General features: G+C 35.5%; 1 protein-coding gene. It reads right to left on the bottom strand.

The genetic code is table 11. From position 1 onward, the window contains the following. Nucleotides 1-418: 418 nt before the first annotated feature. Nucleotides 419-1098: aldo/keto reductase (locus tag IDG60_RS15495; RefSeq protein WP_206160891.1), on the bottom strand; the 680-nt coding region annotated here is incomplete at its 5' end.

Here is a 1098-nt window from a genome sequence, read left to right as displayed (position 1 = left end):
AAATATCTGTGTTTTTCGTTACCTAATTATACTATCATAAGCTTTGCCTACCGAATAGTAAAACGCTTACAACTTTTATATAAATTTGACGAAATTTCGTCATGCCTTATATAACGTCGTTTGTGATGGGAGTGGGACAGAAATGATATTTTCGAAAAATTTATTTCGTCGTCCCACCCCAACTTGCACATTATTGTAAGCTGACTTTTCGTCAGCTTCTGTGTTGGGGCCCACACCCCAACTTGCATTGCCTGTAGAATTTCTTTTCGAAATTCTCTGTGTTGGGGCCCCTGACTAGGATTGAAAAAAGCTTGTTACAAGCGCATTTTCGTTCAGTCAACTACTGCCAATATAACTTCGTAGAGCATAGAACATTGATTTATGTCCCAGCCTGATATCACCATTAAATACAATTCATTTAGTCTTCAATTGGAAACAATTCATCGATATATTGAATCTCATCATCTGATAAAACGATATCTGCAGCTTTAATATTTTCAATGACTTGTTCTGCACGTTTTGCACCAGGAATAATCACATCGATAGCTGGTCTCGTTAAATAAAATGCTAATACAATGTTCGCAATTGAAGTTTGATGTGCTGCAGCTAGGCTTTCCAAAGCTTTTACGCGACGCACATTCTCTTCAAAAACACCAGGTATAAAATCACGACGTGTAGTACGATGGTCACTAAATTTAGTGTTCTCATCATATTTTCCAGCTAAAATACCGGATGCTAATGGGAAATAAGGAATAAATGTGATTAGGTGATCAACACAATATTGCAATACTGCCTCATTTTCGCGGTGCAATAAATTATATTCTAACTGTACAACATCAACGTAACCATCTTTATTTGCTTCTTTAAGTTGATCTAATGTGAAATTTGATACACCAATGGCTTTAATCTTCCCTTGTTCCTTAAGCTCTTGTAATGCTGCAACTGCTTGATCTTTCGGAGTGTTGTCATCAGGAAAATGAATATAATATAAATCGATATAATCAGTTTGTAGACGTTTCAAACTATTCTCAACTTGTTGTTTTAAATATTCCGGTTGATTGTTCTGATGTACTTCTTGATTTTCATCAAATTCATGAG

The organism is Staphylococcus sp. EG-SA-2 (genome assembly GCF_017152085.1).
This window is presented reverse-complemented; position numbering and strand designations above follow the sequence as displayed.